We start from the raw sequence: 23,843 nt of genomic DNA, 5'->3' as shown, positions 1-23,843 counted from the left end.
CGACACCCCGCCCGCCGGCCCCGCTGACGGCCTGGGGAGCGACGCTCACTCCTTCTCGATGATCGCCCGGGCGTTCTCGACCGCCCGCTCCTCCGCTGCGCGCATGGCGTCCAGATCCTTCTTGCGCTTGCCGATGATCGTCTTCTGGGCGCGGGCGTCGATGGCGTGGACGGTTTCGATGTAGTCGGTGTCGACCTTGCACCGGGCATCGGCGGCCGCTGTCTTCTTCTCCCTGTTCGACGGCTGGTCCGTCCGGTACCAGGCGGTGTCGAACGACGCCTTGTCCGGGTCGGGGTAGCGGAAGCCCTTCTCCTTCATGCAGGCCGACCATGCGCGGTCGGCCTTCTTCCAGACCGGGTCCTTCCGCGCCTCCTTGTGGGACTGGAACCACAGTTCGAGAGCGAGTGAGTAATAGCCGCTGAGCCGCACGCCGTTGACCTTCGTGGCCTTGGGCGGAGGGCCGTAGATGCTCCGCGTCGCCTCTCCCAGGCAGCCGCCCTCGGGGATGGGGTGCCCGTGGGAACGGTGGCTGTCGCCGGAGTCGAACGAGCCGGTGAGGGCGACGTACTGCTCGGCCGGCCACTCCAAGGCCCGGGAGGACTTCTCCTGCTTCCGGTTGTGGTAGCCGTGCTCGGCGGCCCGGTCGGGATCGTCGACCCCGTAAGGACTGTCGTCGCCGGTCGTGCTGTGGAACTCGAGGGCCCCCTGCCGGACCGGGTACGTCGACTCGACGGTCTTGGTGTCGAGCATCGTGAAGTTGTCGAAGCCGAGCCGGAGCATGCACTTCTTCGCGAGGATCCACTGCGCCGTAGCGACGGCCTTCACCCTGTCCGACGACGGGTCCGCCAGGTAGGCGTGGATCGGGAACGCCTCCATGGTGTTCAGGCGGCGGGCGTCGGCGGCGGCATCGTCATGGCCGGCGAACTGGCAGGCCGACAGGGCCAACAGGCCGGTGACAGCGAGAGGGAGCACTTTACGCACCCGATCATCCGATCAGTTCCGGATCATGTACGCCGTGACGGAGCCCACAGTTCCGGCACCAGAAGTCCACAGGCTGAGCACATTGTTCCGATCTCTGTGATCTCCACCATGGCCCTTCGGTCCCGGACCTGGTGAAGTGGGCGACCGTCAACTGACCACTGACAGAACGGGGATAGGACATGACCAACGGCACAGGTGTACCCATGCGCAGACGAGCCGCGATCGCGGCGACGGCCGGCGTCGTGTTGGCCACGGGGGTTCTCGCGGCCGCTCCCGCCCAGGCGGCTCCGTCGGCTCCCCCGGCGCCTTCCGTGTCGGCGCAGGGCGCGTACGCGATGAACGCGGCCACCGGCACGATGCTGTTCGGCAAGGCGGCGGACACCGAGCTGCGGACCGGCTCCACGACGAAGATCATGACGGCGCTCGTGGTGCTGTCGCAGCACAACGTGGACCTCGGCCGCAAGGTGAAGATCAAGAAGGAGTACACGGACTACGTCATCAATCCGAAGACCCACCAGCTGCGGTACTCCACCGCCAAGCTGATCCTGGGCGACTCGATGAAGGTGGGGGACCTGCTGTACGGGCTCCTGCTGCCGTCCGGGTGCGACGCTGCGTACGCGCTCGCGGACACCTACGGGTCGGGGTCGACGACGGCCCAGCGGACGAAGTCGTTCATCGCGAAGATGAACGGCAAGGCGCGCGAACTGGGCCTGACGCACACCCATTTCGACTCGTTCGACGGGGTGTCCAACGGCAAGAACCACGCGTCCCCCCGCGATCTGGCCAAGCTCGCCGGGGTCGCGTTGAAGAACAAGACGTTCAAGAAGGTCGTCGGCACCAAGGTGTACGACGACATGACGTCGTACCGTCCCGGTGGCGGCACACACACGATGGAGGCGTGGAAGAACACGAACACGCTGCTCGACTCCTACCGGGGTGCGATCGGCGTGAAGACCGGCTCGGGTCCGGAGGCGAAGTTCTGCCTGGTCTTCGCGGCGACCCGGAATGGCAGGACGGTCGTGGGCACCGTGCTCGCGGACACGTCGGCGGACGAGCGGTTCAAGGACGCGAAGAAGATCCTGGACTACGGGTTCGCGCAGCGCGGCTGACGTACGGCGAGGGCCGGGCGGACATCTGTCCGCCCGGCCCTCGCCGGTGTCCCGGCGCTCTCAGGTGAAGTCCGAACAGGCGAGGTGGGTGCCGCACACCCGGCAGCGGAACAGGTAGGCGGTCGGCTGGTCGTCCGCATCGAGCGCCCCGAGGTACTCCTCGACCCGCTCGGGCGACCAGCCCCACCCGGCGCACTCCCGCCGCAGCGCCTCCACCGCGTCCGGGACATGCCCGAGCTCCTTGGCCCCGGCCGGCTTGAGGAACTCGGCGCCGTCGCCACAGTGCGTGAGCCAGCGCGGGGACTGCCGGCCCGGGATGCCCGGGGTGCGCTCCAGGATCTCCCGCACCACTTCGTCGCGGACATCGCCGTCGATGAGGTCGTTGAACGTGGCGCCGTAGCGTTCGGCGGCCGTGCCGAAGGCGATGCAGTACGGGCAGATGCCCTCGTCGGGCGCCTCGCCGCCGTCGGGGGTCCGCAGGTTCCACCACTCGGGGAAGCCCCGGTCGGGCATGCCGCCCACGGTGACAGGACCCAGCACCTCGCGGATCACCGCCTCCTTCATCGGAACCGGCGCGCCCTCGCGGAACTTCAGCACGGAGAAGGGGTAGCTCATCTCTCTCCTTCGCACGAGGTGGTCCGCCCGGGGGTCGTCACGGCACTCCCAGGACGCAGTGGAGTCCGCGCATCGCGATCAGCCGGACCGGGACGGCCAGGTCGGCGGGAATGGTCACAGGTCACACGGCCCTCTCCGGGCTCGGGCCGGAGAGGGCCGGTGCAGGAGGTGTTACGACAGCTGCGCCTGGACCTGACTGGAGATCAGCTCCAGGTGGTCGAGGTCGGACAGGTCGAGGACCTGGAGGTAGATCCGCCGGGAGCCGATCTCGGCGTATCGGCCGATCTTGTCGACCACCTCGGCGGGCGAGCCGGCCAGACCGTTGGCCTTCAGCTCGTCCACCTCACGGCCGATCACCGCGGCGCGCCGGGCGACCTCCTGGTCGTCCCTGCCGACACACACCACCAGCGCGTTGGAGTACGTCAGCTCGTCCGCCTTGCGGCCTGCCTCCTCGGCGGCGGCACGCACCCGGCCGAACTGCCGCTCGCTGTCCTCGACCGAGGCGAAGGGGATGTTGAACTCGTCGGCGTAGCGGGCCGCGAGGCGCGGGGTGCGGGTCGCGCCGTGGCCGCCGATGAGCACCGGGACCTTCGCCTGGGCCGGCTTGGGCAGCGCGGGCGAGTCGGTGAGGTCGTAGTACGTACCGTGGAAGTCGAACGTTTCGCCTGCCTTGGTCGCCCACAGTCCGGTGACGATCGCGAGCTGCTCCTCCAGGCGCCCGAACTTCTCCTTCGGGAACGGGATGCCGTACGCCCTGTGCTCCTCCTCGAACCAGCCCGCGCCCAGGCCCAGTTCGACCCGGCCGCCGGACATCTGGTCGACCTGGGCCACCTGGATGGCGAGCACGCCGGGCAGCCGGAAGGTGGCGGCCGTCATCAGGGTGCCGAGGCGGATGCGCCGGGTCTCGCGGGCCAGACCGGCGAGGGTGATCCAGGCGTCCGTGGGGCCGGGCAGGCCGTCCACATTGCCCATCCGCACGTAGTGGTCGGAACGGAAGAATGCGTCGAAGCCCAGTTCCTCGGTGGCCTTCGCCACGGTGAGCAGGGTGTCGTACGTCGCCCCCTGCTGGGGCTCGGTGAAGATTCGAAGGTCCATACACCCATCCTGCACGGACCCTGCCCCGTCAACCGCGCCGGTACCGCCGGGCGGGACCGTCCTCGGTCGGGTGAAAATCGTCCAGCCTGCGCGCCGGCTGCCGTGCGGGCCAGTGACCGGCCCCGGCGGTGATCGTTGGCCCGTCGGAGCCGGACCGTCCGGCACCCGCGCCGGACGGTCCTCGCCGTCGCGCGTCATCGCATCGGCCCTCCCGGGGCCGGGCCGGGGGCCGAGGAGGCCGTCATGTCCGAAGAGTCCGTTCCCCCGCAGGGTGGCTCGCTCGGCCAGCCGAAGGGGCTGCTGGAGCAGATGGAGGAGCTGATGGCCGCGTTGAACGCGGATCTGTCGGCCCTGGACGCGGACTTGCAGTCGGCCGGGGGGTCGGGGTGGGTGTCGGCTGAAGAGGGCGAGCTGGGGTGACGTACCGTCGCACTGGGGGCTGCCGCTCCCAGACCGCCCCCGCTCCGGCCTGAACGGCCTGACGGGCCGGGTAGCGCGGCTGCTCGCCCTCACACGCCGGACGGGCTGTCCTTGGCGCCCTCCGGTAACACCTCCTCCCGCGCCGCGAGCTTGCGCAGCATCTCCAGGACCCGGTCCCGGGACTCGTCCGCCGCGTCGATGGCCTCCATGCACTGCCAGTACGTCGTCTCGTCGGCTGCGGCGCTGGCCATGCCGACCAGGGCTATGCCGACCTCGCCCAGCAGCCCGCCGAGGCAGAGGAGGGTCTGGCGGGCGTCGTCCAGCTCGGTGAGCTGGGCGGCGCGCAGGTCGCCCGGGTCGAGTTCGGGAGGGTCCAGGACGCCGCAGCCCCGACCCGCCAGCTCGGTCAGGCCCAGTGCCTCGCCTCGCAGCTCCGGCGGGCCGGACACCGCGAGGCGGCTGCCGATCGCCTGGGCCAGGGCCTGCGCCTGCCACACCTCGGCCATGATCTCGGGTATCTCGGCGCCCCTGGCCAGGGCACGCCTGCTGGTCACAATGAGCCGCACCGCATCCATGCGCTGCCCCCGTCCCATCCGCCGTGCGTCGTCGCACGTCCGCTGAACTCCCTTGTCCACTACCCAGAGTGAAGGTCCGCGGGGTGAAAAGCCAGAGCTAGCCCGAATTCTGTGGACAACAATTCGGATTCGGCGGCGGGTTTGACTCCGTAGAGTGAAAACGGAGCCCGGCAGTCCGAGAGTTGGGGTCGTGGCCCGGTGTCAGGGGGTGTCCTCGGTACCGGCGGCCGGAAAGCGCTGTTCGTTGCGGTCGATCTTGGCGGAGAGCGCGGTCAGCGGGTCGATGCCGAGGACCTCGCAGAGCTGGAGCAGATAGGCGAGGACGTCGGCGACCTCGTCCGTGACGCGGTGCGCGGTGTCGGGATCGTCCATCACCCGGGCCGACTCCTCCGGGGTCAACCACTGGAAGATCTCGACCAGTTCGGAGGCCTCCACGCTGAGGGCGGAGGCGAGGTTCTTGGGGGTGTGGTAGGGCTGCCAGTTGCGCGCGGCGGCGAACTCGGCCAGCCTGCGCTGGAGTCCGGCCAGGTCAGGGTGTTCCGTCACGGGTTCAGGTGTACCACTGTGACGCCCTCGGCTCCCTCGGCCCACGAGGCGTCGCTCACCGCACCCACGCAGCGGATGTGTCCGCGTTCGCCCATCCGGGCCGCCATCCGCAGCAGTGCGCCGCGCTGGCCCGGGTCGAGACCGCGGTCGAAGCCGTCGGCGAGCACGGTGAGGGTGCGCAGGGCGTCGGGCACCTCGCCCGGTGTGTCCATGTCCAGGACGCCGGGCCCGGTCAGCAGCACCAGCGCCAGCGCGACATAGCGCAGCTCGCCGTCGCCGAGCCGGGCCAGTTCGGTGCGCAGGCCGTCGCCCCGGTCGAGCAGGGCGCGGACGGTGCCGTCGGACAGCGGCTCGGCGACCAGGTCGGCCACCGGGCCCGCGCAGCCTGCCCGCAGCGCCTCGACCAGCTGGGAGTGCCGGCGGCCGCACTCGAACCGGGTGCGCCACAGGACGTCGGCCAGGTTGTCGCAGCCGGGCATGAGCCGTCCCGAGCCCGTCGGGACGGGGGTGCGCATGTACTCGGGGCGCGGATCGCAGGGAAAGACGGAGCGCAGGGCGACGACCATCTGTTCGGCGGCGGCGAGCACATGCCGCTGCCCGTCCGTCTTGCCGGCCACCCGCAGCGGCAGCAGGGCGGTGCCGAGCCGGTCGTCGGGCAGCGGGGCCCGGGTCACCGGGGAAGAACCCGCGGTGTGCCAGGCGGCCTGGACGGTCCGGCGGCCGGGGTCGCGCAGTGCCGTCTCCAGCAGGACCACTCCGCGTGCCGTCAGCCGCTCGCCGACGATCCGCAGTTCGGGCTCGGCCTGGACGGCGACGTCGAGCCGGACCGGTCCCTCGGCGCCATCGGCCGTACAGCCGATGCGGAACCCGCGGCGGCCCTGGGCGTCGGGCCGTGCCCGCTCCGGCACCAGGGCGACCGGATCCGGAATCACTTCGGCGAGGCACGCCCCTCCCCCGAGCCGCGCGAGCGCCTCGTAGGCCGCGAGCGCGGTCGACTTCCCCGCGCCACTGGGCCCGGCGAACAGGGTGACCGCCCCTAACGGAAACGCGGCGCGCCGATGCCCGGCGAAGGCGGAGAGCCGCAATTCGGTGATCCGGGCGCGTACGTCGACGGGGGTGGGCGGGACGGATTCGGGGGAAGGTCCACACGCGCCCCGGGCGACCTGCGCCGGCACGACAGGCTCAAGGGACGTCGAGGGGTCGGCGGACGCGGACGACCCGGCGGACGCGGAAGGCACGGCCATGTCCGGACGGTAGGCCTCTCCGGTGACGGCGAACCGTTTTGCCCGCCGCACCTTCCTACGATCGGGGGACCGGCCGCCACGACTCGGACGGCACCGGCCGGACACGACGGGAAGGACGGCCGCCGGAGGCCTCTCAGCCCCCGGAGACCCCGACCCCCTCCATCAACCCACTGACCTCCGTGCCCGGCGGGGTCAGGAGGAACACATTGCGGTCGACCCGGTGCATGCCGCTGCCGAGCCCGAAGACGACGCCGGTGCTGAAGTCGAGGACGCGCTTGGCCACCTCGCCCTCCGCGCCGGACAGGTCGAGCAGCACCGGCGCCCCTGCCATCAGCGTCTCGGCGACCTCCCTGGCGTCCGCGAAGACGTTGACCCGCAGGACGACGAACCGGCGCCGCGTCTCGGTCTCCGCGTCGGGCAGCGAGCGGTGGTTCACCGCGGACGGCCACGCGTCCCGGCCCCGCAGCGGCACGACCTGGGCGAGCCCTTCCCACTGTTCATCGGTGACGTCGTAACGGTTCACCGGCTCCCCCCGACCTGACTCGCACTCAATCCCTGCACCAGCCAATTCTTACGCCAAGTCACCCGTTCGGCCCAACAACGACACGAAGCGCCACCGCCCCGGAAGCCTCCCGCCCCGCTCAGAGCGTGGAGATATGTCCGTGTTCATCCTTTTCTTACCGGCTTCACACCGGACTCTTCATCTGGTGCCGCATCCGCTTCACCGGCTGCCGTTAGCGTCCGGTGACGTGCACTTGGCAGAAACACAGCAGGTGACACCCGGTCGGCGGACACAGTCGGCGGTGTCCGCCGCTCCGGGAGGTCGCGCGGAGGGCTCCGGGAGCCCCGCACAGTGGCACCGCGTCCTGACGCTGCTCACCGACGTGAGCCTCTTCATCGGGACCCGCACGGTGTGGACGCAGGCGGCCACGCACCGTCTCGCCCTCGCGGCGGTCATCTCCGTCTGCTACGCCTCGATCCTGGTCACCGGCGTCCTCGTTCTGACGGTTCGCCGAGCGCGCTCGCTCGCCCGCCTGGACCTGGTGGTGCTGCTCACCGCGATCGCGCTCGCCCTCTGCACGTGGGCGTTGAACCACGCCGGCGGCGACGAGGCGGTCCTCACCACCCAGGCCGCGCGGGAGATGGTCGCCGGGCACCCGATGTACGGGCAGGCCTGGCCCTGGCTGTTCCACGGCAAGGGCATCGCCCTGACGCCGACGATGGACGGCGGTTACGACTTCACGTACGGCTATCCCCCGCTCTTCCCGCTGCTGACCGCGCCCCTGCTGTGGCTGGGCCACGGCGGCGCCCCGGCGACGGCGGCGGCGACGCTCGCGCTGATCGCCGCCGCGGTGGTGCTGTGGCGAATGCTGCCGGTGCCATGGCGCTCGACGGCCACGATGGTCTGTCTGGGCTTCGGTTTCCTGCCGACGTACGCCCGCCAGGGCTACCCGGCGATCCCGGCCCTGGCCCTGCTGGTCCCGGTGGTGGTCGGCTGGCCGCGACTCGGCAGGGGCGGCCGGCTCGGCGCGTCGGGGATCGCGCGGGCCGCCTGCCTCGGGGCCGCGTGCGCGGCGCAGCAACTGCCCTGGTTCGTGACGCCGTTCCTGCTGGCCGGCGTCTACGCCGTACGCCGCGGCGAACTGGGCGGACGCGCGGCCTCTCTGATCGTGCTGCGCATCCTGGGGATCGCCGCGGCCACGTGGCTGCTGAGCAACGCGTACTTCCTCGTGCACGAGCCGGGCCCCTGGCTCGGCGGGATCGCCCTGCCGCTGACGCAGGGCGCGGTGGTGCACGGACAGGGCCTGGTGGGCATCTCCCTGTACTTCACGCACGGCAGCGACCGGCTCGACTGGTACGGCCACGCGAGCATGCTGCTCGCCGCGGCCCTGCTGGCGCTGTTCGTGCTGTTCGTACGGCGGCTGGGCCCGGCCGCGACCGTGCTGCCCTGGTGTGCCTTCTTCCTGGCGACCCGCTCCCAGGACGGCTACTACCTGATGATGACCCCGCTGTGGCTCGCGGCGGCGATCACCGTGCCCCTGTCGGAGTTCGCGCACGCCTGGCAGCCGCGCCCCCGGTGGCTGACGGGCCGGCACCGCCGCCCGGCGCTGGTGGGCGCGGTGGTGCTGCTGGTTCTGCCCGCGCTGGTGAGCGCGACCCTGGCGGTGTCCGGCCGGCCACCGCTGCGGATGGACGTCACGGCGGCCCGGCGGGCCCCGGCGCACTCGCTGTCCGCGCTGACCGTGCGGGTGACCAATACCGGAAGCGACCCGCTCACCCCGCACTACATGCTCACGACGGGACAGGGCATGAGCCGCTACTGGTCCCTGGAGCGGGGCCCGGCCACGATCCCCGCGCACACCACGGCGACCGTCGAACTCCGGGCGCCCTCCGACCGGTTCGCACTCCCCACCAAGAAGAGCACCCACATCCGGCTGCGCGCCTTCACGGCGACCCCGCAGACGCTCTCCACCCGGGACGTACGGCCGGCCGAGCTGGGCCTGAAGGGCTGACGTCAGGCCGGCGTGCGCGTGAAGCGCAGCTCGGCCGTCACCGTGGTCAGGCCGCGCATCATGCCGAGCTGGTTCCAGCCCACGCCGAACTGGTCGCGGTCCACGGTGAACTCGGCCGCCAGGGTGAGCGCCTCGGCCGTCGCCGAGGTCAGCCGCGCGGTGAGGGTCAGCGGCCTGCTGATGCCCCGCACGGTCAGCCGGCCGACGACCTTGACGTTGTCGCCGTCGAGGCGGTCGGCGGCGCGGACGGCGAAGGTGATCTCCGGGTGGTTGTCGGCGTCGAGGAGGTCGGCCGAGCGCAGATGCGTGTCCCGCTTGGTGTTCTTGGTGTCCAGGGAGGCCACGTCCAGGGTCAGGGCGCCGGTGGCGGAACCGTCGGGCCGGACCTCGCCCCCGCCCGTGACGGCGGCGAACGCGCCCTTGACGGTGACCAGGCCCCAGAAGGTCTTGTGCCTGAGGCCCACGGCGGACGCGGTCGGGTCGAGCTGCCAGGTGCCTGTTTCCACGGCGACGGTCATGACCGTCCTCCTGTTCGGGGAAGTAGGTGGTTCAAAATTGGATGACCTCACGCTAGCCCACTATCCAAATTTGGACAACAGGTAGACTCGACCTCATGGCCGCCCGCGACAAACCCCCCGCCGACCAGCCCGCTTGCCCCTCCGCCGGGGGTGGCGGCCTGCTCCCGGGCGAGCTGCGCGCCTGGATGCTGCTGCTGGCCGCGACGGGCGCGGTGGAGCAGCGGCTGCGGTCGGCCGTGAAGACGACCCTCGACGTCTCGCACGACGAGTTCCTGATCCTGTGCCTGCTGGCCGAGCAGCCCGAGGGCGGCCTGCGCATGACCCGGATCGCCGACCTCCTCGGCCGCCCCAAGACCCGGCTCACGTACCAGATCGCCTGCCTCCAGCGGGCCGGCCTGGTCACCCGCGAGTCCGTCTGCGGCGACAAGCGGGGCATCGAGGTCGCCCTCACCGACAAGGCCCGCCGCCTGCTGCGCGAGGCCTCCGCCACCCTCGCGGAGACGGTCCGGGAGGCACTGGCCCGGTTCGTCGGGCCGGAGCAGCGCGAGGCACTGTGCGCGCTGGTGCCCGACCTGGTGGACGAGCCGGACCAACCGTAGGAAAAGGCAGCCCGTGGGCCCGTGAAGGGCGCAGGTCACAGCCGCAAGGAGGGAAAGGTCACAGGCCCACGCTCTGCAGTCACTTGAGCGGCCTGCCCTAACATCCGAGCATGACGGTCCTGCCTGACGACGGGCTCCCGCTGGCCGCCGAGTTCCCTGACGCGACACACGAGCAGTGGCAACGCCTGGTCGAGGGTGTGCTGCGCAAGTCGGGCAAGGAAGTCTCGGGCGCGGCAGCTGAGGACGCCCTGTCCACCACGCTCGAGGACGGGCTGCGCACCCGGCCGCTGTACACCGCGCGCGACGGCGCGCCCGACCCCGGTCTGCCCGGCTTCGCCCCGTTCGTGCGCGGCGGGCGCCCCGAGGGCAACACCGCGGGCGGCTGGGACGTACGGCAGCGGCACGCGGCGCTCGCCGACGGCGCGGTCCTGGCGGACCTGGAGAACGGCGTCACCTCGCTCTGGCTGATCGTGGGACGAGGCGGCATCCCCGTGTCCGGGCTCGCGGGCGCCCTCGACGGGGTCTACCTCGACCTGGCCCCGGTGGTCCTGGACGCCGGCCGTGACATCGAGGCCGCCGCGGACGAGCTGCTGCGGCTGTACGAGGAGAAGGGCGTCGCTCCCGAGGCCGTGCGCGGCAACCTCGGCGGCGACCCGCTGGGGTACGAGGCCCGCACCGGCGAGGCGCAGGACTTCGCTCCGGTCGCAACGCTCGCGAAGCGCTGCGCCGAGCAGTACCCCGGCCTGCGCGCGCTGACCGTGGACGCGCTGCCGTACCACGAGGCGGGCGGCTCGGCCGCGCAGGAACTGGGCGCCTCACTCGCGACCGGCGTGGCCTACCTGCGGGAGCTGGCCGAGGCCGGCCTCACGGTCGAAGCGGCCTGCGCGCAGCTGGAGTTCCGGTACGCGGCCACCGCCGACCAGTTCCTGACCATCGCCAAGCTGCGCGCGGCGCGCCGGCTGTGGGCGCGGGTCGCCGAGGCGTCCGGGGCGCCGGGCGCGGGTGCACAGGTGCAGCACGTGGTGACCTCGCCGGTGATGATGACCCGCCGCGACTCGTGGGTGAACATGCTCCGCACGACGGTCGCGACGCTGGCCGCCGGGGTGGGCGGCGCCGACTCCGTCACCGTGCTGCCATTCGACCACGCGCTGGGCCTGCCGGACGCGTTCGCCCGCCGTATCGCGCGCAACACCTCCACGATCCTGCTCGAGGAGTCCCACCTGGCCCGGGTCATCGACCCGGCGGGCGGCTCCTGGTACGTCGAGCAGCTCACCGACGAACTCGCCCACGCCGCCTGGGAGTTCTTCCGGTCGATCGAGCGGGACGGCGGCCAGGCCGCCGGCTTGCGCTCCGGCCGGCTCCGCACCGACCTTGCGCGGACCTGGGAGGAGCGCAGCAGGAAGCTCGCCAAGCGGCGCGAACCCATCACCGGCGTCAGCGAGTTCCCGTTCCTCGCCGAGAAGCCGGTGGAGCGCGAGCCCGCGCCCGAGCCGCCGTCCGGCGGGCTGCCCCGGGTGCGCCGGGACGAGGCGTACGAGACTCTGCGCGCCCGCTCCGACGCCCACCTGGCGGCGACCGGATCCCGCCCCCGGATCTTCCTGGCCACGCTCGGCTCGGCCGCCGAGTACACCGCGCGCGCGACGTTCGCCGCCAACCTCTTCCAGGCGGGCGGCATCGAGCCGGTCACCGAGGGCCGCTTCGAGGACAGCGGCGCCACCGAGGCCGTGCTGTGCTCCAGTGACGCCCAGTACGCCGAACAGGCCGAGCATACAGCCGAGTTGCTGCGCGCGGCCGGTGCCCGGCAGGTGTTCCTCGCGGGCCGGGGGGACTACTCCGGCATCGACGCGTACGTCTTTGCGGGCTGTGACGCCGTAGACGTCCTGTCCGCGACCCTCGACCGCATGGGAGTGTCCTGATGGGAATCCCCGACTTCTCCGGCATCGAGCTGGGGACGCCGGTCGCCGACGGCAGTGCCGAGGAGTGGCGTACGGCCGTCAAGCGGGCGACCGGGAGTGCAGAGCCGCTGTGGGAGACCCCGGAGGGCATCGGGGTCAAGCCGCTGTACACCGGCCGTGACCTGGAGGGCCTGGACTTCCTCGGCACCTACCCGGGCATCGCGCCGTACCTGCGCGGCCCGTACCCGACGATGTACGTCAACCAGCCCTGGACGATCCGCCAGTACGCGGGCTTCTCCACCGCCGAGGAGTCCAACGCGTTCTACCGGCGCAACCTGGCGGCCGGTCAGAAGGGCCTGTCGGTCGCCTTCGACCTGCCCACGCACCGGGGCTACGACAGCGACCACCCGCGCGTGACCGGCGACGTCGGCATGGCGGGCGTGGCCATCGACTCGATCTACGACATGCGGCAGCTGTTCGACGGCATCCCGCTGGACAAGATGACCGTGTCGATGACGATGAACGGCGCCGTGCTGCCGGTGCTGGCGCTGTACATCGTGGCGGCGGAGGAGCAGGGCGTACCGCCCGAGAAGCTGGCCGGGACCATTCAGAACGACATTCTGAAGGAGTTCATGGTCCGCAACACGTACATCTATCCGCCGAAGCCGTCGATGCGGATCATCTCCGACATCTTCGCGTACACCTCCCAGCGGATGCCCCGCTACAACTCCATCTCCATCTCCGGCTACCACATCCAGGAGGCCGGTGCCACGGCCGACCTGGAGCTGGCGTACACCCTCGCGGACGGCGTGGAGTACATCCGGGCCGGTCGAGAGGCGGGCCTGGACGTGGACGCGTTCGCGCCCCGGCTCTCCTTCTTCTGGGCGATCGGCATGAACTTCTTCATGGAGATCGCCAAGCTGCGGGCGGCCCGGCTGCTGTGGGCGAAGCTGGTCAGCCAGTTCGAGCCGAAGAGCACCAAGTCCCTCTCCCTGCGCACGCATTCGCAGACCTCCGGCTGGTCGCTGACCGCGCAGGACGTCTTCAACAACGTCACGCGGACGTGCGTGGAGGCGATGGCGGCGACCCAGGGCCACACCCAGTCGCTGCACACCAACGCCCTGGACGAGGCCTTGGCCCTGCCCACCGACTTCTCGGCGCGCATCGCCCGCAACACCCAGCTGCTCATCCAGCAGGAGTCGGGCACCACCCGGGTCATCGACCCGTGGGGCGGCAGCGCCTACGTGGAGAAGCTGACGTACGACCTCGCCCGCAAGGCCTGGCAGCACATCCAGGAGGTCGAGCAGGCGGGCGGCATGGCGCAGGCCATCGACGCCGGTATCCCCAAGCTGCGCGTGGAGGAGGCCGCGGCCCGCACCCAGGCCCGCATCGACTCCGGCCGCCAGCCGGTCATCGGCGTGAACAAGTACCGCGTCGAGAACGACGAGGCGATCGAGGTCCTCAAGGTCGACAACTCCTCCGTGCGCGCCCAGCAGATCGACAAGCTGCGGCGGCTGCGCGCGGAGCGGGACGAGCGGGCGTGCCAGGACGCTCTGGACGCGCTGACCCGGGCCGCGGACGGCGACGGCAACCTGCTGGAACTGGCCGTGCACGCGGCCCGCGCCAAGGCGACCGTCGGCGAGATCTCCGATGCCCTGGAGAAGGTGTACGGCCGGCACGCGAGCCAGATCCGTACGATCTCCGGCGTGTACCGCAACGAAGCAGGCCAGTCCCCGTCCGTGGACCGCACCCGTGCCCTGGTGGACGCCTTCGAGGAGGCCGAGGGACGCCGGCCGCGCATCCTGGTCGCCAAGATGGGCCAGGACGGCCACGACCGCGGCCAGAAGGTGATCGCCACCGGCTTCGCCGACCTCGGTTTCGACGTCGACGTCGGCCCGCTGTTCCAGACCCCGGACGAGGTCGCCCGCCAGGCGGTGGAGGCGGACGTCCACGTCGTCGGCGTGTCCTCGCTGGCCGCCGGTCACCTCACCCTCGTACCGGCGCTGCGCGAGAAGCTCGCCGAGGAGGGCCGGGAGGACATCATGATCGTGGTCGGCGGCGTGATCCCGCCGCAGGACGTGCCGACGCTGCTGGAGATGGGCGCGGCGGAGGTGTTCCTGCCCGGGACGGTGATCCCGGACGCGGCGTACGACCTCGTGCAGCGGCTGTCGGCCGACCTCGGCCACGAGCTGTAGCGCGCGATGGCCCCGATCGATCTCGACACCTATGTGAAGGGTGTGCTCGACGGGAAGCGGGCCCTGGTGGCCCGCGCCATCACGCTCGTCGAGTCCACCCGTCCGCAGCACCGGGCGCTGGCGCAGGAGTTGCTCACCGAGCTGCTCCCGCACAGCGGCCGGGCGCGACGGATCGGCATCAGCGGGGTGCCGGGCGTGGGCAAGTCGACGTTCATCGACGCGTTCGGCACGCTGCTGACCTCGCTGGGCCACCGGGTGGCGGTACTCGCCGTGGACCCGTCCTCCACGCGCACCGGCGGCTCGATCCTGGGCGACAAGACCCGGATGGAACGCCTGGCGGTGGACCCGAACGCCTTCGTACGGCCCTCCCCCAGCGCGGGCACGCTGGGCGGGGTGGCGAAGGCGACCCGGGAGTCGATGGTGGTGATGGAGGCCGCCGGCTACGACGTGATCCTCGTCGAGACCGTCGGCGTGGGGCAGTCGGAGACCGCGGTCGCCGACATGGTCGACTCCTTCCTGCTGCTCACGCTGGCCCGCACCGGCGACCAGTTGCAGGGCATCAAGAAGGGTGTCCTGGAGCTGGCCGACGTCATCGCCGTCAACAAGGCGGACGGCCCGCACGAGCGCGACGCCCGCGCCGCGGCCCGGGAGCTGGCGGGCGCGCTGCGGCTGATGCACGGCAAGGACGCGTTCTGGACTCCGCCGGTGCTGCACTGCAGTGCCCGTGAGTCGACCGGCCTGGAGGTGGTGTGGGAGCGGCTGGAGCAGCACCGCACGCTCCTCGACTCCGCCGGGCGGCTCACCGCCAAGCGGCGGGACCAGCAGGTCGACTGGGCCTGGTCGATGGTCCGCGACGAACTGCTGGGCCGTCTGCACGCGAACCCCGCGGTACGCGAGGCCGCCCCCGACCTCGAACAGCAGGTCAGGGACGGCACGTTGACGGCGACACTGGCGGCGGAACGGATCCTGCGGGCCTTCGAGGGCACCGACTAGGCGGTCCGTCCTCGGCTCAGCCCACGGTGCGCGGGCCGGCCGTGTACAGGGCCTCGTCGAAGGCCTGGCCGGTGGCGGGTGGCCTGCCGACCGGGAACGCGGAGACCGCCCGGCCGCCGACGATGGAGGTGGAGATGTAGTCGCCGACCATGCGGCCCTGGTTGGTGTTTGCGATCTGGGAGAGGGGGAACTGCCCGGTCAGCGTGGTGGCGGTGGTCCAGGAGGCCCCGCCGTTGGCGGAGGAGATGTAGCCGACCTGGAGGCGGCAGGTGGTCGAGCTGCAGTTGGCGAACGGATAGAAGTAGTAGTACAGGCCGATCCTGGTGGTGGTTCCGGATGTGGTGCGGTCGACGCCGAGGCCGGGGAGGAAGTGGTCGACACCGCTTGTCGTGGGGTCGATCGGGACACGGGCCACGGCGGACCAGGTGACGCCGTTGGATGAGGTCGAGTAGACGATGTCGTTGGCCGTGCAGTTCGCGCGGAAGCGGCAGTCGTGCCAGGCGACGAAGATCTGTCCGCTGGCGCTGATCTCGGCGGATGCGATTCCCCTGAGGGCCCGCAGGCCGCCTGCGACGGTGTGGGCGCTGACGGAGGAGACGAGTGAGGTACTGCTCCAGGACGCGCCACCATTGGTGGAGTTGAAGGCGCGGATCGCGCTTCCGTTGGCCGAGTACGGAACGACGACGGTTCCGTTCGGCTGGACGAGCGGCTGTCCAGCGAGCCCGCTGGGGGTGCCGGACGGAGAGATCGGCGCCGACCAGGTGAGTCCGCCGTCGGTGGAGGTGCTCATCAGGATCCGGTTGCCGGCGGAGTTGTCGTCGACCTCGATGTAGCACCGTCCGTAGAACGGGCTGGTGGGGGTGTTGTCGCAGGTGATCCACGACTTGTCGTAGTTCGGCCCGTTGAACCCGACCGCTCTGACGGGGTTCTGCCAGCTCACGCCGTCGGTGGTGGAGCGGCTGACGGTGACTCCGGCGCCGATGACGCCGCTGGAGGTCGAGTTGAGGGCGAGTCCGGCGGCCAGCCAGGTGCCGTGCCGGGCGTCGTAGACGACCGAGGGGTCGGAGACCCGGGAGAAGGCGCCGCCCTGGTAGACGGTGATGCCGGGGATGGTGCCGTGCGTCCAGGTGGTGCCGCCGTCGGCCGATCTGGCCCAACCGAGGCCGGAGGCACCGCCGTTGAAGAAACGGCCGTTCTGGGCAACGGTGATGACCGTGTTGCCGGCGGCGAACGTGTCGGGCTCCACCACGGTGGCATGCTGGCTGCTGGTGTTGGTGAAGGGGTCGGTGTCGATCTGGGTCAGAGTGGGAGCGGCGGTGAGCTGGACGTCGTCGTAGCGGGTGAAGGTGGGGTCGCCCGGGTAGTTGTCGTCGTGGCTGACCAGGCGGAGCGTGTAGTTGTGGCCCGGGGTGACCGGGGTGGTCACCGGCTGCCAGCCCTGCCCGTTGGTGCAGGTCCTCGGCAGGACGGTCGTGGTGACGCCGGTGGTGTTGTCCCTGAGCGTGGCCGTCGCCCAGTCGTAGGTCAGGGTGTCGGGGCAGCTGACGTTGTACCAGAAGGACAGCTGGTTCTCTCCCGTGAGCGCGTCGAAGGTCTGGGTGATGGAGGAGTCGCCGTTGGTGGGGCTGGTTCCTCCGACGCGTGCGGCGTACGTACCGCTGTGCGCGCCGGAGGCGACCACAGCGGTCGTGCCGGCCGAAGCCCAGCCGGCGAGGGTGCCGGTCTCGAATCCGCCGTTGGACACGGCGGCGGAGGCCGGGGGAGCGAGGAGAACGGACGGGACGACGAAGGCGGCCGTGGCGGCGAGGGCCATGAGGCCGCGGGTGCGCAGGGCGGGCAGCGTGGACACGACGGGATCGTCGTCCAGCGCGCTGCGGCCCGGCGGGCGACACACGGACACGTCCCCCGTACGGACGGGCGTTCGGGGGGCTTCGGGAGGCCCGTGGTCGTGCCCGCCGGTGACACGGATGGCTGAACTCCGGGCGTGGCGTGACCTGGGAGTTGAGAAACCGTCGCACGCCGCCAAGCGTCAGCCGCGCTTCTCCCACCCCATGGTGATGATCAGCGAACGGCCCGCCGAAGCAGCCGACCGGGCCGTCCCCGGCCACTGGGAAGGCGACCTCATCGTCGGCCGCAACTCCCGCTCCGCCATCGCCACCCTGGTCGAACGCAGTACCCGCTACCTGCTGCTCGTCCACCTGCCCACCGACCACAGCGCCCCGGCCGTCCGCACAGCACTGGCAGACGCGGTCCAGACCCTCCCACCGCACCTGAAGCGGTCCCTGACCTGGGACCAGGGCCCCGAAATGGCCGCCCACCACGCCTTCAGCATCGCCACCGACGTCCCGGCCTACTTCTGCGACCCCGCCAGCCCCTGGCAGCGCGGCTCCAACGAAAACACCAACGGCCTGCTGCGGCAGTACTTCCCCAAGGGCACCGACCTGTCCGTGCACACCCCCGAACACCTCGACGCCGTCGCAGCAGAACTCAACAGTCGCCCACGCAAAACGCTCGGCTGGGAAACCCCAGCCGAGCGTCTGTCTAAACTGCTCGCGGCTTGATCAACTCACCGCGTGTTGCGACGACCCCTTGAATCCGCCGGTTCCGAGGGGCCCTTTCGTGTCCCGAAACGGTTCAGTTGGAGGCGGGAACCGTCCGTCCGGACGCGGCGGTCGCGGGCTTGGGATTCAGCTGACGCTCGGCCAACTCCCCGAAGAGCAGCCCGAAGCCGCCCCACAGGACGGTCTGGATGGCCAGGGCGGAGAGGCGGAAGCGCCACAACAGGGTGGCCGGGAAGCCCTTCGGCACCTCGTTGACGACCGGCAGGAACGCATAGGCCAGGCCGATCACGAGGGCGAAGGCGGCCACCGCGACGACGGTGGCGTACCAGGTGCCCAGTGCGGGCGCGAGCCGCTTGCCCAGGATGGTGGCGGCGACCGCCAGGAGCACGCTGAGCAGCATCATCAGGAAGTACAGGGCGGTCCGCTTGCCGAGGGTGTCGGGGTTGCCGACCGACGGCGGATTGGCCGGGTACTTCAGGAACGGGACGACGTACACGGCCAGGAGCGCGCAGCCGGACAGCAGCAGCGCGGTCGCCCGCGGGCTGAAGCGGCCCACCCGGCCGAGCGCGAAGCAGTACGCGAGCGCCGCGATGCCGCCGAAGGCGACCCCGTAGACGAGGACACCGGTGGCGAGACCGGCGGTGGACTGCAGGGAGCGGGAGACGACTTCCATCCCGTGCTCGTGGGAGTGGGCTTCCTCGAAGCTGATCGCGCTGTCGACGTTCGGCTCACCGAGGAAGTAGGCGGCGACCAGGGCGAGCACACCGGCCGCAAGGCCGGCGAGCATGCCCCGCACGAGGAGGTTTCTTACCGTTGCGGAGTTCATGGGTGTGCGGCGTCCCCCGCCTCAGTGGCAGGGGAAACCGAGCAGGTGACGGGCGTCGTGCACCCACTCGTGGACGTCCGTGCCGCTGAACACGGAGGTGACGCCCTGCTCGGCGCCGACGAAGTAGAGCAGGACGAGCATCAGGATGCCGAAGAAGACAGCCCAGGGAGCTATCGCCTTCAGCGGCAACGTGGCGGGAACGACGGGGGTGGTGGCTGTCGGCTGGGCGACGGTCTGCGCCATGGCAGAACCTCCTCTGGGAGTTCGCGTCCCATCTCGGTGGTGCACAGGACGACGGCCACGGGTCTGACTCACGAAACGCCCTTGGGGTGTCTCGCATACAGTGGCGCGACCGTGCCGGATTCCCACCGGCTTCCGTCTCGCCGTCGTCAATATCGGACAGACCGTACCGCGCGCCGCCTGCCTGGCCAAGACCGCACCCCCTTGGCGTGATCTTCCTCTCGGCAAATACCCAGTCCCGTCAGCCCGTTCTCGGCGAAGATCCGGCCTGTTCTCAGCGAAGGCCGTCGACGCCGCGCCGCTCCCGGGAGGCCGCAGCGAGCCGCGGCGGTGTGAAGGTGTAGAGGCCGAGGATCTCCGGCAGGGGTGCGACACCTGGGCCGCCCGCGCGTACCCAGTCCGTGATGTCCTCCGTCGCGTCGGGGTCGTTGACCAGCCCCAGCCATACCGGCCGGCCACCGGCGGCCCGGCCGGCCGCGGAAGGCTGTACGACGATGACGTTGGCCTGCTCGCACACGTCGAGGCAGGCGGAGATGCGCACGGGCACCTGTGCCCGCAGACGCGCGGTCTGCGCCGCGTGATCGACGCCGATCACCTTGGGACTGCCGCAGCAGCAGTCCCGGCACACGACGACACGGCACGGCACCGGGCGGCCGGCCCCCTCCGCAACCACCTCGTCACCGAACCTCTCTCCGGCCGGCCTCTCGGGCATGCCGCACCACCCCTCCCCCGGGGAGATCCGCCCCGGTGTCCGTCGAGGAGGCGACCGCGTGAGTCTCCTGGCTCTCGGGTCGTCGCTCGTCCCGGCCTTCCCGCCCCACGCGGGCAGTGGCCTGTCGGAACTCGCTCACCGATCACAGTGGCGGGACCGCGCCGGATTCACACCGGCTTCCTCGGATCGCCGTCGCCTTGTCGCCGATCATCATCCCATCGCGGACGAGACGCCGTCATGCGGGCGCGACCAGCGACCCGTGGGCCCTGACCCTGGCTGGAAGTCGTCAGCGCTGGAGCCGTCGGTCCTAGAGTCGGATGCTCCAGGTGACCTCGGTGAAGGAGCTTGACCACAGTGGCGGATCAGCGGGTTGTCGTCGTGACCGGCGGGGGCACGGGCATCGGGGAGGCCACGGCCCGGCTGTTGCGTGAGGGTGGCCACCAGGTGGTCGTCTCCGGCCGCCGCCCCGAGCCCCTGCAACGCCTCGCGCACGAGACCGGGGTCCTGGCGTATCCCTCGGACGTCGGGGACCCCGATGCGGCCGAGGGTCTCGTGCGAGCGGCTCTGGACTCCTACGGACGGCTCGACGGACTCGTGCTCAACGCAGGAATCGGACGCGGAGGAGCCGTCGGTGACCTGTCCTCGGCCGACTGGGACGAAGTGATGCGCACCAACCTCACCGGTCCGCTGCTGCTCCTGCGCGCGGCGATCCCGCACCTGCTGGAGTCCAGGGGTGCGGTGGTCGCCGTCGCATCGGTGTCCGCGCTGCGCAACGGCGCGGGCAACGCCCCGTACGCCACCTCCAAGGCCGCCCTGCTCCAGCTCTGCCGTTCCGTCGCCGTCGACTACGGGCGTCAGGGGGTGCGGGCCAACATCGTGTGCCCCGGCTGGGTACGAACCGAGATGGCCGACCGACGCATGGCGCGCTTCGTGGAGGAGGCAGACCTGCGGGACGGGGGCGTGGAGGCCGCCTACGAAGAGGCCACCCGGCTGCTGCCCATGGGACGACCGGGTGACCCGCGCGAGATCGCGGAGGCGATCGGCTGGCTGCTCTCCCCCGCCGCGTCGTACGTCAACGGTGCCGTGCTCACCGTCGACGGCGGGGCAACGGCCCTCGACCCGGGAACACTCGGCTTCGACTTCCACATCGCGCCACGCGGAGGCGAGGACTCGACCGCTCCGCAGTGAGTACCGCCCGCTGTCCGGGGACAAGGTCGTCATCACGCTGCACGGATCACCGGCCTACGCGTGGACAACGGTCGAGGTGGTCACGGGGGCCCTTGACGGTGATCGCGGTGAAAACGGCCGACGGAACCGTACGGGACACGGTCCGCCCCTCCGGTAGGAGCCGCGGCGGGGCTCCAGTGACAGCCCCGCCGACGGCTCCGGGTGCGCGCTCAGGCACCCACGGCTGACGCCACCGAGTCCTGCAGGATGCCGAGCCCCTCGGTCAGTTCTTCGTCCGTGGAGGTCAGGGCCGGCATGAGCTTCACCACCTCGTCGTAGGAGCCCGACGTCTCCACCAGGAGCCCCCGGGCGAATGCCCCGTCAGCGACCTGCCGGGCCATGCTCGGCTCCCGGAAGGCCAGACCCCACACCAGGCCACGACCACGCGACTCCGCCACATGCGCCGCGTGCCGATCGGCGAGCTCGCCCAGCCTCTCCTCGAACAGGAGGGCCCGTTCCTGGGTCCGCTTCTCCAGGGTGCTGTCCGCCCAGAACTCCCGCAGGGCGGCGGCCGCCGTCACGAATGCCGGGTTGTTGCCGCGGAACGTGCCGTTGTGCTCGCCCGGTTGCCATACGTCCAACTCGGTGCGGAAGAGCGTGAGGGACATCGGCAGGCCGTATCCGCTGATGGACTTGGACAGGCAGACGATGTCCGGCGTGATCCCGGCGGCCTCGAAGCTGAAGAAGGGCCCCGTGCGGCCGCAGCCCATCTGAATGTCATCGATGATCAAGAGGATGCCGCGCCGGCTGCACAGCTCCGCGAGGTCGGCGAGCCAGGTCGAGCCGGCCGGGTTGACGCCGCCCTCACCCTGCACGGTCTCCACGATGACGGCTGCGGGGAGATCCAGGCCGCTGCTGCTGTCGGCAAGCATGCTGTCCAGCAGCTTCAGCCCGGACACCTGGCCTCCGGCGAACCCGTCGTAGGGGATGCGCAAGGTGTGTCCGAGCGGAACGCCGGCACCCGCGCGCTTGGCGGCGTTTCCCGTAGCGGCCAGTGAACCCAGCGACATGCCGTGGAAGGCACCGGTGAAGGCGACGATCGTCTGACGCCCCGTCACCTTGCGGGCCAGCTTGAGCGCGGCCTCCACGCTGTTGGTCCCGGTGGGGCCGGGGAACTGTACCCGGTAGTCCAGTCGGCGCGGGCCGAGCACCCGCGCCGCGAACTCGGTGAGGAAGTCCTCCTTGGCGGCGGTCAACATGTCCAGGCTGTGGGTCACCCCGTCCTTCTCGAGGTAGTCGAGCAGCGCCCGTTTGAGCACGGGGTGGTTGTGACCGTAGTTCAGGGCGCTGGCACCAGCGAAGAAGTCCAGATAGACGCGGCCGTCGCGATCGAACATGCGGCTGCCGCGCCCCTGGTCGAACACCACCGGCCAGTTCCTGCAGTAGCTGCGGACTTCAGACTCGATTGTGGGGGCGATCATGATGTCTCCTCGGAGAAGGCGTGCAGGGGAGGGGGGCTCATCGCCGTCGTAGGCGTTGGCGGGGCGTGGGGAGGGGGTATGAGGGTGTACAGGCGGCACCCATGCCAAGGGCGGTGCGCGGCTGCCATCGGCCGGAGTCGTGAAGGCTCAGGGCGAAAGCGCCGGTCTGCTGGGCGTACATCTCAGAGGCGAGACCGACAGCGAGACCGACAGGACACATGCGGCGAGGAATCGGCGGGTGACGCGCCGCGTCTCGGCCAAGGAGGCCGGAAGGGCCGGCAGAAGCAGCGTGACCGAGGTCGCGGCCACACCGTTGCAGCTGCCTAAGTGCATGGCCATCACTCATTCACCGAGCAGGAAAGGCACGGCGAGGACCGCCATGCCCGTGAGCACGAGCAGTACCGAGGCTCCGGCGCACCGCAGTAGCGGCCCGCCGCAGCGCACGGCAGCGGCGGCTGCCAGGGCGTAGCCGATCAGTGCGGCCGCAGCCGGCCCCAGCAGCAGAAGGGGGACGGCACCGTCCCGAGCCGTCCCCGCACAGGCGAAGGCGCAGCATGCGGTGCCGACGGCCGCGATGACGGCCTTGGCGGGGCCTCGTTCGGAGGGGCTCCGCTCGCCGGGGCGCAGGCGCGTGGCGATCCGGGCGGCGGTGCGCACGTTGGTGAAGCAGTAAGAGGTCAGTACGGCAGCCGTCGCACCGGCGAGCACCCAGCGCACCGGTGCGGAAACCGAGTCCTGGGCTGCCGGTGCCCCGGGGGCCAGCCGCTGGACCGTGGCCAGCCCCAGGTAGACGACGGCCACCGAAGCCGCTCCCAAGGCCACGCCCGCGGCCGTGCGCCTCGGCCCGGCAGCGGCGACGGGGACGACGGCGGTGACTGCTTCCCATCCGACACCGGCGAAGAACAACGCCGCGAGGGCGAGCCACTGACCGCCGTCGGGAGAGAGTCCCGACGGCGCGAGCGGCGTGTGCGAACCCACCGCGGGTGCGGCGGGCCAGCCCCATGCGGCGCAGGCCAGCGCCAGGGCCCCGGTGGCCCAGGGACGCAGCCGGAGCACAACGGCCGGAAGCGACCACGGACTGAGTGCCGCGAGCACAGCCACCGCGAGGACACCGAGGGCGAGCAGGAGACCGTCCGCCCCCGGACGTGGCGGAGAACCGCCTGCGGCCGTCAACAGGCAGGTCGCGGCGAACCATGCGATCGCCGCCTGCCCGGCGGTGAAGGCGATGGCGAAGGCGCCGTCCACCGCCCGTTCCGCCCATGAGCCCAGCAGGGCCCCGACGGCTCCCGCCAACGAGGTCGATGGCACCCTCGCGCGGACCAACAGGGCCAGCATGAGGCTGATCGATCCGCCCAGCAGGATGTGGGCCGACCAGACGAGCAGGCTGTGCCCGCCCGCCAGGGCCGCGACGACGGGAGGCATGACCAGCATCCCGGCTCCGAGGACGCCACCGGAGACGTGTGCGGCGATCTTCAGGTCCGGCCTTCGCGCCGTTCGGGCGTCCGTATCCGTTCCCGGCCGGCGCGGCGCGACCGCCGCGCCGGGGACGGAGCTGCCT

Annotated in this window: 22 protein-coding genes, 1 pseudogene and 2 riboswitches; of the genes and pseudogenes, 9 read left to right on the top strand and 14 right to left on the bottom strand. The window is 71.2% G+C overall.

Annotated elements, in window-relative coordinates; translation table 11 throughout:
• Nucleotides 1-45: 45 nt before the first annotated feature.
• Nucleotides 46-972 carry a hypothetical protein gene (locus ACZ5DS_RS05540; protein ID WP_468234412.1) on the bottom strand — a complete coding sequence of 309 codons (927 nt, stop codon included), beginning with the start codon at nucleotides 970-972 and terminating at the stop codon, nucleotides 46-48.
• A gap of 188 nt (nucleotides 973-1,160) precedes the next feature.
• Between ACZ5DS_RS05540 and ACZ5DS_RS05535 the strand changes: the two genes are divergently transcribed.
• Entirely contained in the window at nucleotides 1,161-2,090 is a 930-nt protein-coding gene (locus ACZ5DS_RS05535; protein ID WP_468234410.1) for a D-alanyl-D-alanine carboxypeptidase family protein, read from the top strand.
• 60 nt (nucleotides 2,091-2,150) lie between these two features.
• Here ACZ5DS_RS05535 and ACZ5DS_RS05530 read toward each other — a convergent pair whose 3' ends face one another.
• Both ACZ5DS_RS05530 and ACZ5DS_RS05525 read right to left on the bottom strand, forming a co-directional pair.
• Nucleotides 2,151-2,705 (bottom strand): CbrC family protein, encoded by a 555-nt coding sequence (locus ACZ5DS_RS05530; protein WP_468234409.1) that lies wholly within the window; start codon nucleotides 2,703-2,705, stop codon nucleotides 2,151-2,153.
• Between the two features lie 171 nt (nucleotides 2,706-2,876).
• Entirely contained in the window at nucleotides 2,877-3,800 is a 924-nt protein-coding gene (locus ACZ5DS_RS05525) for an LLM class F420-dependent oxidoreductase (RefSeq protein WP_468234407.1), read from the bottom strand.
• Between the two features lie 243 nt (nucleotides 3,801-4,043).
• Between ACZ5DS_RS05525 and ACZ5DS_RS05520 the strand changes: the two genes are divergently transcribed.
• Complete coding sequence (locus ACZ5DS_RS05520; protein ID WP_468234406.1) at nucleotides 4,044-4,220, top strand: hypothetical protein; 177 nt, start codon at nucleotides 4,044-4,046, stop codon at nucleotides 4,218-4,220.
• Nucleotides 4,221-4,309: 89 nt separating this feature from the next.
• Here the strand turns inward: ACZ5DS_RS05520 and ACZ5DS_RS05515 are convergent, their stop codons facing one another.
• The 4 genes from ACZ5DS_RS05515 to ACZ5DS_RS05500 all read right to left on the bottom strand — a co-directional run bounded on the left by ACZ5DS_RS05515 (nucleotide 4,310) and on the right by ACZ5DS_RS05500 (nucleotide 7,108).
• The gene (locus ACZ5DS_RS05515) at nucleotides 4,310-4,795 is read right to left on the bottom strand and encodes a DUF6099 family protein (protein ID WP_468234404.1); all 486 of its coding nucleotides are present in this window, start codon (nucleotides 4,793-4,795) and stop codon (nucleotides 4,310-4,312) included.
• Nucleotides 4,796-4,996: 201 nt separating this feature from the next.
• A complete protein-coding gene (locus tag ACZ5DS_RS05510; RefSeq protein ID WP_468234403.1) occupies nucleotides 4,997-5,341 on the bottom strand; it encodes a nucleotide pyrophosphohydrolase in 345 nt (114 codons plus the stop codon).
• Nucleotides 5,338-6,585, bottom strand: a complete 1,248-nt coding sequence (locus ACZ5DS_RS05505; RefSeq protein WP_468234402.1) for an AAA family ATPase — start codon at nucleotides 6,583-6,585, stop codon at nucleotides 5,338-5,340. The genes ACZ5DS_RS05510 and ACZ5DS_RS05505 overlap by 4 nt, the downstream gene beginning before the upstream one ends.
• 133 nt (nucleotides 6,586-6,718) lie before the next feature.
• A complete protein-coding gene (locus ACZ5DS_RS05500; RefSeq protein WP_468234401.1) occupies nucleotides 6,719-7,108 on the bottom strand; it encodes a cell division protein SepF in 390 nt (129 codons plus the stop codon).
• Nucleotides 7,109-7,388: 280 nt separating this feature from the next.
• Here ACZ5DS_RS05500 and ACZ5DS_RS05495 point away from each other — a divergent pair, with 280 nt between their 5' ends.
• A complete protein-coding gene (locus tag ACZ5DS_RS05495) occupies nucleotides 7,389-9,098 on the top strand; it encodes a hypothetical protein (RefSeq protein WP_468234400.1) in 1,710 nt (569 codons plus the stop codon).
• A gap of 2 nt (nucleotides 9,099-9,100) precedes the next feature.
• Here the strand turns inward: ACZ5DS_RS05495 and ACZ5DS_RS05490 are convergent, their stop codons facing one another.
• Complete coding sequence (locus tag ACZ5DS_RS05490) at nucleotides 9,101-9,616, bottom strand: YceI family protein (protein ID WP_468234399.1); 516 nt, start codon at nucleotides 9,614-9,616, stop codon at nucleotides 9,101-9,103.
• A 95-nt stretch (nucleotides 9,617-9,711) separates the two neighbouring features.
• Between ACZ5DS_RS05490 and ACZ5DS_RS05485 the strand changes: the two genes are divergently transcribed.
• The 4 genes from ACZ5DS_RS05485 (at nucleotide 9,712) to meaB (ending at nucleotide 15,298) form a co-directional block, all read left to right on the top strand.
• On the top strand, nucleotides 9,712-10,215 hold the full coding sequence (locus ACZ5DS_RS05485; protein ID WP_468234398.1) for a MarR family winged helix-turn-helix transcriptional regulator: 504 nt from the start codon (nucleotides 9,712-9,714) through the stop codon (nucleotides 10,213-10,215).
• Between the two features lie 110 nt (nucleotides 10,216-10,325).
• A complete protein-coding gene (locus ACZ5DS_RS05480; RefSeq protein ID WP_468234396.1) occupies nucleotides 10,326-12,131 on the top strand; it encodes a methylmalonyl-CoA mutase family protein in 1,806 nt (601 codons plus the stop codon).
• Nucleotides 12,131-14,305 (top strand): methylmalonyl-CoA mutase, encoded by a 2,175-nt coding sequence (scpA, locus tag ACZ5DS_RS05475; RefSeq protein ID WP_468234395.1) that lies wholly within the window; start codon nucleotides 12,131-12,133, stop codon nucleotides 14,303-14,305. Before ACZ5DS_RS05480 ends, scpA begins: the two co-directional genes overlap by 1 nt.
• A gap of 6 nt (nucleotides 14,306-14,311) precedes the next feature.
• On the top strand, nucleotides 14,312-15,298 hold the full coding sequence (gene meaB, locus ACZ5DS_RS05470) for a methylmalonyl Co-A mutase-associated GTPase MeaB (protein ID WP_468234393.1): 987 nt from the start codon (nucleotides 14,312-14,314) through the stop codon (nucleotides 15,296-15,298).
• A gap of 16 nt (nucleotides 15,299-15,314) precedes the next feature.
• Here meaB and ACZ5DS_RS05465 read toward each other — a convergent pair whose 3' ends face one another.
• Nucleotides 15,315-17,147 carry a hypothetical protein gene (locus ACZ5DS_RS05465; protein WP_468234392.1) on the bottom strand — a complete coding sequence of 611 codons (1,833 nt, stop codon included), beginning with the start codon at nucleotides 17,145-17,147 and terminating at the stop codon, nucleotides 15,315-15,317.
• A gap of 172 nt (nucleotides 17,148-17,319) precedes the next feature.
• Between ACZ5DS_RS05465 and ACZ5DS_RS05460 the strand changes: the two are divergent.
• Nucleotides 17,320-17,859 (top strand): annotated as a pseudogene (locus ACZ5DS_RS05460) (IS30 family transposase); the annotation flags it as partial.
• A gap of 73 nt (nucleotides 17,860-17,932) precedes the next feature.
• Here the strand turns inward: ACZ5DS_RS05460 and ACZ5DS_RS05455 are convergent.
• From ACZ5DS_RS05455 to ACZ5DS_RS05445, 3 genes are all read right to left on the bottom strand, one after another.
• Nucleotides 17,933-18,685, bottom strand: a complete 753-nt coding sequence (locus tag ACZ5DS_RS05455; protein WP_468234391.1) for a CbtA family protein — start codon at nucleotides 18,683-18,685, stop codon at nucleotides 17,933-17,935.
• Nucleotides 18,686-18,706: 21 nt separating this feature from the next.
• Nucleotides 18,707-18,928, bottom strand: coding sequence for a CbtB domain-containing protein (locus ACZ5DS_RS05450; RefSeq protein ID WP_468234389.1), 222 nt, complete (start codon nucleotides 18,926-18,928; stop codon nucleotides 18,707-18,709).
• Nucleotides 18,929-18,963: 35 nt separating this feature from the next.
• Nucleotides 18,964-19,109, bottom strand: a riboswitch (cobalamin riboswitch).
• A 90-nt stretch (nucleotides 19,110-19,199) separates the two neighbouring features.
• The gene (locus ACZ5DS_RS05445) at nucleotides 19,200-19,637 is read right to left on the bottom strand and encodes a (2Fe-2S) ferredoxin domain-containing protein (RefSeq protein WP_468234387.1); all 438 of its coding nucleotides are present in this window, start codon (nucleotides 19,635-19,637) and stop codon (nucleotides 19,200-19,202) included.
• Nucleotides 19,638-19,697: 60 nt separating this feature from the next.
• A riboswitch (cobalamin riboswitch) is annotated at nucleotides 19,698-19,820 on the bottom strand.
• Nucleotides 19,821-19,991: 171 nt separating this feature from the next.
• Here ACZ5DS_RS05445 and ACZ5DS_RS05440 point away from each other — a divergent pair.
• The gene (locus tag ACZ5DS_RS05440) at nucleotides 19,992-20,825 is read left to right on the top strand and encodes an SDR family NAD(P)-dependent oxidoreductase (RefSeq protein WP_468234385.1); all 834 of its coding nucleotides are present in this window, start codon (nucleotides 19,992-19,994) and stop codon (nucleotides 20,823-20,825) included.
• Nucleotides 20,826-21,034: 209 nt separating this feature from the next.
• On the opposite strand, the gene ectB is transcribed toward ACZ5DS_RS05440, so the two are convergent.
• A complete protein-coding gene (gene ectB, locus ACZ5DS_RS05435) occupies nucleotides 21,035-22,285 on the bottom strand; it encodes a diaminobutyrate--2-oxoglutarate transaminase (RefSeq protein WP_468234383.1) in 1,251 nt (416 codons plus the stop codon).
• A 342-nt stretch (nucleotides 22,286-22,627) separates the two neighbouring features.
• Complete coding sequence (locus ACZ5DS_RS05430; RefSeq protein ID WP_468234382.1) at nucleotides 22,628-23,707, bottom strand: amino acid:polyamine antiporter; 1,080 nt, start codon at nucleotides 23,705-23,707, stop codon at nucleotides 22,628-22,630.
• Nucleotides 23,708-23,843 lie beyond the last annotated feature (136 nt).

It is taken from the genome of Streptomyces sp. NPDC031100, from assembly GCF_055570785.1.
The sequence above is the reverse complement of the archived record's forward strand: the minus strand, read 5'-3'. Positions and strand labels throughout refer to the sequence as shown.

Excerpts from the sequence above, each read along its gene's own strand:
- ACZ5DS_RS05535 (WP_468234410.1), top strand. The coding sequence starts at position 1,161 with ATGACCAACGGCACAGGTGTACCCATGCGCAGACGAGCCGCGATCGCG.
- ACZ5DS_RS05530 (WP_468234409.1), bottom strand. The coding sequence starts at position 2,705 with ATGAGCTACCCCTTCTCCGTGCTGAAGTTCCGCGAGGGCGCGCCGGTT.
- ACZ5DS_RS05525 (WP_468234407.1), bottom strand. The coding sequence starts at position 3,800 with ATGGACCTTCGAATCTTCACCGAGCCCCAGCAGGGGGCGACGTACGAC.
- ACZ5DS_RS05520 (WP_468234406.1), top strand. The coding sequence starts at position 4,044 with ATGTCCGAAGAGTCCGTTCCCCCGCAGGGTGGCTCGCTCGGCCAGCCG.
- ACZ5DS_RS05515 (WP_468234404.1), bottom strand. The coding sequence starts at position 4,795 with ATGGATGCGGTGCGGCTCATTGTGACCAGCAGGCGTGCCCTGGCCAGG.
- ACZ5DS_RS05505 (WP_468234402.1), bottom strand. The coding sequence starts at position 6,585 with ATGGCCGTGCCTTCCGCGTCCGCCGGGTCGTCCGCGTCCGCCGACCCC.
- ACZ5DS_RS05490 (WP_468234399.1), bottom strand. The coding sequence starts at position 9,616 with ATGACCGTCGCCGTGGAAACAGGCACCTGGCAGCTCGACCCGACCGCG.
- ACZ5DS_RS05485 (WP_468234398.1), top strand. The coding sequence starts at position 9,712 with ATGGCCGCCCGCGACAAACCCCCCGCCGACCAGCCCGCTTGCCCCTCC.
- ACZ5DS_RS05480 (WP_468234396.1), top strand. The coding sequence starts at position 10,326 with ATGACGGTCCTGCCTGACGACGGGCTCCCGCTGGCCGCCGAGTTCCCT.
- scpA (WP_468234395.1), top strand. The coding sequence starts at position 12,131 with ATGGGAATCCCCGACTTCTCCGGCATCGAGCTGGGGACGCCGGTCGCC.
- meaB (WP_468234393.1), top strand. The coding sequence starts at position 14,312 with ATGGCCCCGATCGATCTCGACACCTATGTGAAGGGTGTGCTCGACGGG.
- ACZ5DS_RS05455 (WP_468234391.1), bottom strand. The coding sequence starts at position 18,685 with ATGAACTCCGCAACGGTAAGAAACCTCCTCGTGCGGGGCATGCTCGCC.
- ACZ5DS_RS05450 (WP_468234389.1), bottom strand. The coding sequence starts at position 18,928 with ATGGCGCAGACCGTCGCCCAGCCGACAGCCACCACCCCCGTCGTTCCC.
- ACZ5DS_RS05445 (WP_468234387.1), bottom strand. The coding sequence starts at position 19,637 with ATGCCCGAGAGGCCGGCCGGAGAGAGGTTCGGTGACGAGGTGGTTGCG.
- ectB (WP_468234383.1), bottom strand. The coding sequence starts at position 22,285 with ATGATCGCCCCCACAATCGAGTCTGAAGTCCGCAGCTACTGCAGGAAC.
- ACZ5DS_RS05430 (WP_468234382.1), bottom strand. The coding sequence starts at position 23,707 with ATGCCTCCCGTCGTCGCGGCCCTGGCGGGCGGGCACAGCCTGCTCGTC.